The organism is Parendozoicomonas sp. Alg238-R29 (assembly GCF_947331445.1).
Lineage (GTDB): Bacteria > Pseudomonadota > Gammaproteobacteria > Pseudomonadales > Endozoicomonadaceae > Sansalvadorimonas.
In genome coordinates, this window is the sequence record NZ_CAMZOG010000129.1 from 1 (window position 1) to 7,808 (window position 7,808).

Genomic DNA, 7,808 nt, shown 5'->3' on the forward strand with positions numbered 1-7,808 from the left:
AACTGTTGGAAAACGCTGTTATGATGCTTCATGTCTGTCTTTTTTGTTTTGTGAAATAGCTGTCTCGACAACCGCTATTTTACCGCAAACCACTAAAGACAGGCATCTCACGCCTTTCTCGATTTTTTTAACCGGACAGCAGTGTGTCAGTTATAGTCTTTCGGATGGTTCTGGTGGAGGACTGGCCAGTAACTATACCTTGTCTGATCAAGTGCTGACTGCCAGCATAACCCCCAAACCGATCTCCTTTACCTACAGTGTCAGCGACAAACCTTATGATGCTACGCTGGCAGCTACAGCAAATGGTTCCCTGAGCGGAACGGTTACCGGTGATCAGGTGTTCCTTACTGAGAATGCGGAGTTCGCTAATGATTCGATCGGTAATAATAAACCGGTCACCATTACGGGCGTGACTCTGGCGGGTGATGATGCATTGAATTATCAAATCCCGTCGAGTTCTGCTTCAGGGACAGCCAGGATTCATAAAGCAACGCCTGTTATTAGTCTGGGTTCTGGCTCAGTGGTCAATAAAGAGCTGGGTGATAACCCCTTTACCAATAATGTAACTGTCTCTGTAGCCGGTGGATTTGGAGATGTGAGTTATTCCAGCTCTGATCCTGATGTAGCAACTGTTCACCCAGTAACGGGTGAAGTCACTATTATTGCCACGGGGTCAGTGGTTATCTCTGTCGCTGTGGGTGGTACAAACACTTCCAATCCGGTTATACAACAATACTCTCTGATGGTTCGCCCGGAGAGTGGTGCGGGAAGTAATCTTAATCCCGGCTCATCCGGTAACCAGGGGATAGTATCAAATATCACGCCGCAACCTTCTCCTCCAACCAATCCACAAAATCCACCTGTACAACCCAAAAACGAGCCGCTGGTCACGATGCCTGGAAAGTCGTCGGGGAATCGTCAGCCGCCGCTGAGCATAAAGCCCGTCATTCCCAAGCGAGATTCAAAGGGGCGGGATCAAGAGGTGAAGGGAGAACCTACAGTTGGTGGAGAGCAGGGCAGAAGGAGCACAAAAGGTACAGGGTTCGTTGACTTCACGGGCAGGAAATCTTCAAAACCTGGTGAACAGACGTCTCAATTTGATGACGCTGTAGAACTTGATCATATTATTGTTCTCTCTCGTTTTGGTCAGAACAGCATCACGGTCAAACCAGAAATCAACAACAAGATTGAAGGAAGTGGCTTTGTTCAGGTTTTGGAGTTTAGAGACCCTGTTGTGCATCAAGGTGAAAACGTCCTGATCGTCGTGGGCAGAGATACGTTTGTACACAGTGATGGCAGCCAGTCAGTTAAGGTACTGGCTCAGCTGGAGAATGGAGAAGCAATACCTGACTGGTTATCCTTCGATAGTCAGACACTGAGTTTTTCCGGGCAAACTCCAGAGGGGGAACCGAGCACTCTTACCATCCAGCTGGTGGCCGTCGATGCCAAGGGTAATCGTGCGATGACGGGGTTTACTCTGCATATTGAGAAATAGTTGGTAATGCCTCATATGCACTGACTACGCATTGATATCCATAGGCAGAATGCGATCTTCGTGTATTTTGATCCTATGGCCACAATAGAAGTTAACTGTTCCCACTGTGAAAGTTCCCGAGTCGTTAAAAATGGTAGGGCTGGTACAGGTCATCGAGGAATTCAGGGCAAGAGAGCACTATCAACAGTTCTGATTCACAACCCTGAAAACCTTTAGTGCAGCGCCTCTTAAGCGCATAGTAGAAGCCCGCGAATCTGCAGAAATCATACTCTCCCGAGTTTAACAGCTGACAGTTTCATTACAGGTATAGTTCAGCCTGTTGCAGGTGATATGACCAGCTATGCAGCCAAAGAGCAGGAATGAATCCTCAGGTTTCCATTCCTTTACATCCCACCTGCCACACGCAACGCTCCATAAGCAATCACTCCTGCTGCGCCAACAACTCCAAGGTTGCTCAAACCACTCATGGTATTCCAGAACATAGGCCAGTAACTTCTCTGATTCACGTTCTCAGGCGCTGTGAAGTCAATATCGAGACTCTTATCTGAGAAATAACTGTCCTCGTAGCGTTTCGGACTTAACCATCCACCACCGGTATAAAAACGGCAGTCCCAGGCTTCAGGGTCATCTTCACAGGCCTGATGGTAAATAGACAAACCTCTCTGATAAACCGTCAGTTTCACCTGATAATCCGCTCCCGGCTTCAGCTGGTTTTCATAACTTAAGTCTTCAGCAGGAAACAAAAGCCTCGCCGGATAATAAATCAGCCAGGGTATGTGATTACGATAAAGGTTTTTTTGTGGATCAATGCTGTCGGTAGCCAGCATCAGTTCCCAGAGTTGGGAACGCCGCACCTTCTGGTCATCAGATAAAGCATTAAGAGTTTGGGCAACCGCCTTTCTCTCATTAACGTATATGGTGTTACGGGCTAAAGGCCAACCGAATGTTGATTTATCAAACAACTGAATACGCACCACAACATTCTTGAATACATCTCCCATATCCCGGGCAAACTCATTGATGGTTGTGGATGAATAATCCTGTACTCTGAGCGCTGCCGGAAATCCCTTTTCCTGTCGTTGCCCATCAATATCTTTTGCACTCTGCCAAACCAAAGGTTCAATCTTTTCACCATCAAAAGACTTCGGCAATGAAAACGCATTCCCTGAACGGGAACAAATACGTTCTTGAGGTAACACAGTAAAGCCAACATGGTAGTTACTGTGCTGACGGCACATCAGGCTGGAACCCTCGTGAGAACCGCCATACATTCTCGAAATCAGATAAGTGTTACGTGGCTCCTTAACGGAAAGCTGTGGCGACATGGTTGCACCATGGAAATAGCCAATTCCATTATCAACCGTAACTTCCTCCTGTTCTCCAGGCAGCAGATCAAATCCGTTGGCCAGACGATCCAAATATCCGCTGTCGTCTTGATCAGCCTGTTCGTACTGAACGTCATAAGTAAGAGTTTCATTGCTGCAGTGCTCAGATTCTGAAACAACAACATCCATGTAGCAGGTTCTGGGAACACTGTGGCAACTTTCCGCTTCCTTGCCATCAGCGTCTTTTGTTGTTGTACACTCTTCATCGGAGCCACAGCCATGACTGGTGACCAACTGACAATCTTCCCAAGACCAGTGAAGATGGGAATTATAGTGCACGGAACCTGTCCATTTAGGGACAGGCAGTGCACGCAACATATCTTTGGCTGCAGCAGGATCTACATTTTTCAGATCCCGCCATTCCTCTTCATCAAAATCAACAGGTCCTCTATTTTTGGTATGACGGCCACTATCACAGAGCAACTGTTCTGTATGAAAGTTGCGGGTTTTATGGGAAGGAATCACCACCCCCTGACAATAATGGCTAGGTCGGCTGGCAGGCCAGCTCGTTTCAATACAGAAGTTTTCAAAACTGTATGCCCTGAAAGTTAAGCCAATAACGAGCCAACACAAGGCTTTCAAGCAGGCTGTAATTTTCATAGAAGACACCGGTTAAAGAGCTGTTCTTTTTTTCCGTTTGGTCACGGTATGGCTGTCTTTGGTGAGGAGCACTAGAGAATCCTGCAGCTTTCTCGCTTCATCAAGGCGAAGCTCCAGCTGCTCCAGAACACTAATACATTGAGTGATAACACCTTTCAGGGTGCCCGCTTCTACAACAGCCACATCGGCTTCGGGATCATCGTCATCTTCATCACCAAATACGACGCTCTCTTTCTTCTTATAAAACGCCTTTTGCTTTTCGTTGGTGTAGAAGTAATCCCTGTAATACGCTCTTACCTTCCTCAAACCTCCGCTTTTACCCAGTGCAAGTTCCTGCTCAAGATCCTGTTTAATCAACCCAATTATGAGTTGCTTCGCAGCTTCTTCAGGCTGGCTTCCCAACAGTTTGGTACCGAAATGCCTGATGGACTCACTTAACCACCATGCCCCTTTGTCATGCAGGGTTGCCTCTGCTTCCGTTGCCTGATTAAGGGCTCGAACAAGATGGTTTTCATCCCAGGCTGTCATCACTCCAATCGACACGCTGCTCAGTAGATAATCCGCATTGAATATGCGTTTTTGATAGTTAACAGGAATACTGCCAATCTTTATTCCGTAGTTGGCACGAATGTAAAAGCGAGCCCAGAATGCCTCTTTCAAATCAATATAAGCATCTCGCATACCTTTCTGATCGGAACTGGTTCTATAACGCTCAGATTTACCAAACACATCGATAAAACCTTCCAGTGCTTTGCGGGTAAACCTGTTAATACTCTGATCAATGGTATTGCGCTCTCTGGTAGACATTGCCCTTTTTTGCAGAACCTGCCTTTTCATCTGACTGAGGGTTTCGGCACTCAATAGCTGAACGCCACGCAGTTGATCTGTTCCGATACCATCCTGTTCATGAAGAATGTCGCCAGGCAGGGTAAGGCGGAAATGTAAATGCTCAACTTTTCCCTGAACCACTTTCAACTGTTGCAGGTAATGTTCTTTCAGTGGTGAAAAATCAACTTTGTTTGATAGATCGGCCTTTGCTTCCTGCTGAAGAGCAGGCAGTAAAGCTAACCCGGCAATGCGATCCTCCAGAAAGTCCACCATTTCGTTATGGGCCCGTATCGCCGCAAAAAACTCTTGAACCGGGATCACTCCAATAAGAGAGGTATCAGATATTTGTTGAAGTTTCTTCAGAGAAGCACGAAGTTCTTCAAAACCGCTATGAAGAGTTTCCATCGCAGAAAACAGATATTCATGGGAACGCTTGTCACGTTCCTTGAGCAAATTCAGAGATTCAGCCTCAAGGCGGGACTCGTCATACAAATGAATATTCAGGTTTTCCAGATCATGGGCGTGACTCGATAGGCCAGACTTTTCCTGAGCATCTACAGCATTCAACGTCTCAGTGTTAGCAAAGCCGAAGAGTGTAAAAGAGCTGGCTGTAATAAAAGCTGCAACCAGTGTCGTAAGAGAGGATTTCATAGTTAAGGCTCTGTTGAATGTCAGGCTGTGAGACTGGAGGTTTTCTAAATAGTTCCCAAACAATTCCATACAAACAAAATCGATATAACCCAATGATTTTATTTACATAAATGAATTAAAAACGATTTGAAAAAGTACATTTTTGGTACTACATGCTTCACCACACACTTGGTTCGAGGATTCAGCGGTTGGCTTTGCTTTGTCACTGACTTTATTGCCTTGAAACACATTCCGCTTGTTGATGCCTCTCTTCTGAGAAATACCGCGCCTTTATTCGTCCCGTTAATGGCGTGGATGTGGTTCCGAATGATTATTCCCAGAAATCGCTGGATTCCCATGATTGCTGGTTTTATTGGTGTAATTTTTATTCTCCAGCCTGCCGGAGACTACACCAGTATCTGGCATATTGTCGGGCTGATGTCTGGTATTACCTTGTCGCTATCCATGCTGGGTACACGCACACTGTCCAGTACCGATACAAGCATGGCTTGGGCTGGTCATAATTGGATTTAGCTACGCTGCTCAAACTGGCTCCTTCTGCTGTTTAGAAGGTCAGGTTTTGGCGAAACTTATTCATCGGGTGCTGTAATTTCTGAATCATGGAGCACGACTGAGGGCGAAACGCTGATGACAGGTTTGACTGGAACAGCACAAAGCTGGCTTGCCCTCGTACCAAGTGCAAGGGCCACGGGCAAGCCAGTTCGGTGTAAGTCTTAACGCCGGGTACTCACTAGGTTTTTACCAAACACCGGCCAGGGTGTGTTGGCCATGCCGCCTGTCTGGCTGTCCAGTGCGTAGTATGTGCCGTCTATAGAAGTGATATGCAGCGTGCCTTCGGCGGTGAGCTTGGGCGATGCGACAAAACCACTGTCACCCTGCCATTCCCATTTGACCGGGTTCTGGCTGTTACTCGGGTCCAGCGCCACAATCTTTCCGTCCATGGTGGCCACAAGCAAACTGCCATCGGTGCCGACAGTGGGGGTGGAAAAGACTTTTTCATTGAGGGTGTGGCTCAGCACCAGTCGCGCCGTGTCATCCTGGGCAGCAGGGTTCAGAATGACCACACGACCACTCTCATACGACACCACTGCAACATAACCGTTCGCCAGAATCACAGGTGTCGAGGCGATCTTGCTGCCAACATTGTATGACCAGGCCTGAAAACCGTTAGGCGTAATGGCGTACACATTGCCATCCTGTGAAGGGGCAAACACCATACCGTTAGCATCGACAGCCACAGAACCCACACCTTCACCGGTTGTGGTTTGAAAGCGCCATGTCTCTGTACCGCCAGCGGTGGTATCCAGTGCGTAGAGGTAACCATCTGCTGAGCCAATATAGAGGGAACCATCGGCAGCAATAGAAGGAGAGGCACCGACTTTACCGGCTGTAGAAAACTCCCACTGCCAGGCTCCCGTCTGGCCATTCAGGGCATAGACCTTGCCATTGTCAGCACCAATATACACCGTTCCATTGGTGCCAATCGCCGGTGAGGAATAAATGCTCTCGCCCACATCGTAACGCCACTTCACCCGGTTTTCGGCACTGCTGGCCGACGGATTCAGGGCATAGACATTGCCGTCATTGGAACCCACATACACAGTGCCATCCGCCCCAATCGCCGGGCTGGAGCCAATAAAATCTTCCGACAGAAAACGCCAGGCCACTTTGTCATTATTGGCCGGATCAAGAGCATAGAGCCGGTAGTCTCCCGCTCCCACATACAGCTGGCCACCCGGAGCCACAGCCACGGTAGAGCCGAGGTTACCTCCCAGATATTCCGACCAGAGAGTATCGCCAGCAGCTGCTGAAACCAGATCAACAGCCAGGAACGAAGCCAGTACAGTGCTGACCTTGAGCAACCTGCCAGCTTTTAATCGAAATGGGGTGGGCATAGTACAATCCTTGTTCCTTTATGGATGTTCTTATTGAAAATTATTCTGGATAAACAATGGTCTGTAGCAGTGGTGGCACTTCCACACCACTTCCAAGCTGGGGCATTTTCAACTCAAGAGTACCTTGGCGAATCTGTGCACCGCCCTGAATGTGACCAGAAACCTGAACCGACCCCAAAACCGCTTCAGCCTTGATTCCCTGCATCATATTGCCCATGGCAGCTTGCTGCTGTATCTCACACTCACTTTCCTCACAAAGAAAAGCCATATCAGCCAATTGCAGGAAGTTACGCTGCAGATTTGTTCTCTCCTGTGTCGTCAATGTGGCAGGATTCGCAAGCTCTTTCTCCAAACTAAACCGGTACCAGCCCTCTTCCCCTTTCACCAGCTTGGAGAAAGCCACAAAAGCCGACTGTTTTGTGTCTTTGGGCTGGCAGCGATAAACCACCAGGGCTTCATCGCCTTTAAAGCCTTTGGCATTCAAGGTTTCAACAGCTGGTTCCTCGCAAATTTGCACGACCAACGCCGCCTGCTCGCTCAAACTTTTCACACGCTTTGGGGGAACGTCTTCTTTAATGGCCCGGTCAAACACTGTCCAGAGTTCCAGATCACCCGGCTGGTAAAGATCCGTACGCACACCGTCGTGCAACCGGGTATCTTCCAGCTGCCAGCCGGGGGGTGGGGTGATTTCAAAGCGTTCGCTGGCCTGCACAACACCGCTCAACAGGGCTGCAGCTCCCAGTACACCGCATAAAAACGTTGAAAATTTAACCACTTATTATTATCTCTTGTTATTTTTGGCTGGAATAACCGGGCAGGCCGGTTATTCGCAGGGAAAACTAAGGATCGGAATGCAACTCAGAAAATGACTCCGACCCGAATGGCACTTACTTAAGCTTTTTCGGGTGACCATTCTTCCGGATGTCTGCCCGCAGTTCCTCTCTTTTCCTGAGC

At 48.1% G+C, this 7,808-nt stretch carries 6 protein-coding genes; 2 read left to right on the forward strand and 4 right to left on the reverse strand.

Annotated elements, in window-relative coordinates:
- On the forward strand, nucleotides 1-1,495 hold a 1,495-nt coding region (locus QMA35_RS20250; protein WP_281648960.1), incomplete at its 5' end, for a YDG domain-containing protein.
- A gap of 383 nt (nucleotides 1,496-1,878) precedes the next feature.
- Here the strand turns inward: QMA35_RS20250 and QMA35_RS20255 are convergent.
- Both QMA35_RS20255 and QMA35_RS20260 read right to left on the reverse strand, forming a co-directional pair.
- On the reverse strand, nucleotides 1,879-3,480 hold the full coding sequence (locus tag QMA35_RS20255) for a hypothetical protein (protein WP_281648961.1): 1,602 nt from the start codon (nucleotides 3,478-3,480) through the stop codon (nucleotides 1,879-1,881).
- A gap of 12 nt (nucleotides 3,481-3,492) precedes the next feature.
- Nucleotides 3,493-4,959, reverse strand: a complete 1,467-nt coding sequence (locus tag QMA35_RS20260) for a hypothetical protein (RefSeq protein ID WP_281648962.1) — start codon at nucleotides 4,957-4,959, stop codon at nucleotides 3,493-3,495.
- 168 nt (nucleotides 4,960-5,127) lie between these two features.
- Between QMA35_RS20260 and QMA35_RS20265 the strand changes: the two genes are divergently transcribed.
- Nucleotides 5,128-5,472 (forward strand): EamA family transporter, encoded by a 345-nt coding sequence (locus QMA35_RS20265; RefSeq protein WP_281648965.1) that lies wholly within the window; start codon nucleotides 5,128-5,130, stop codon nucleotides 5,470-5,472.
- 200 nt (nucleotides 5,473-5,672) lie between these two features.
- Here the strand turns inward: QMA35_RS20265 and QMA35_RS20270 are convergent, their stop codons facing one another.
- Both QMA35_RS20270 and QMA35_RS20275 read right to left on the reverse strand, forming a co-directional pair.
- Nucleotides 5,673-6,854, reverse strand: coding sequence for a PQQ-binding-like beta-propeller repeat protein (locus tag QMA35_RS20270; RefSeq protein ID WP_281648963.1), 1,182 nt, complete (start codon nucleotides 6,852-6,854; stop codon nucleotides 5,673-5,675).
- Between the two features lie 40 nt (nucleotides 6,855-6,894).
- A complete protein-coding gene (locus tag QMA35_RS20275) occupies nucleotides 6,895-7,629 on the reverse strand; it encodes a hypothetical protein (protein WP_281648964.1) in 735 nt (244 codons plus the stop codon).
- Nucleotides 7,630-7,808 lie beyond the last annotated feature (179 nt).

Bases quoted from the DNA above. Each gene is read 5' to 3' on its own strand.
- QMA35_RS20255 (WP_281648961.1), bottom strand. From the start codon at position 3,480: ATGAAAATTACAGCCTGCTTGAAAGCCTTGTGTTGGCTCGTTATTGGC.
- QMA35_RS20260 (WP_281648962.1), bottom strand. From the start codon at position 4,959: ATGAAATCCTCTCTTACGACACTGGTTGCAGCTTTTATTACAGCCAGC.
- QMA35_RS20270 (WP_281648963.1), bottom strand. From the start codon at position 6,854: ATGCCCACCCCATTTCGATTAAAAGCTGGCAGGTTGCTCAAGGTCAGC.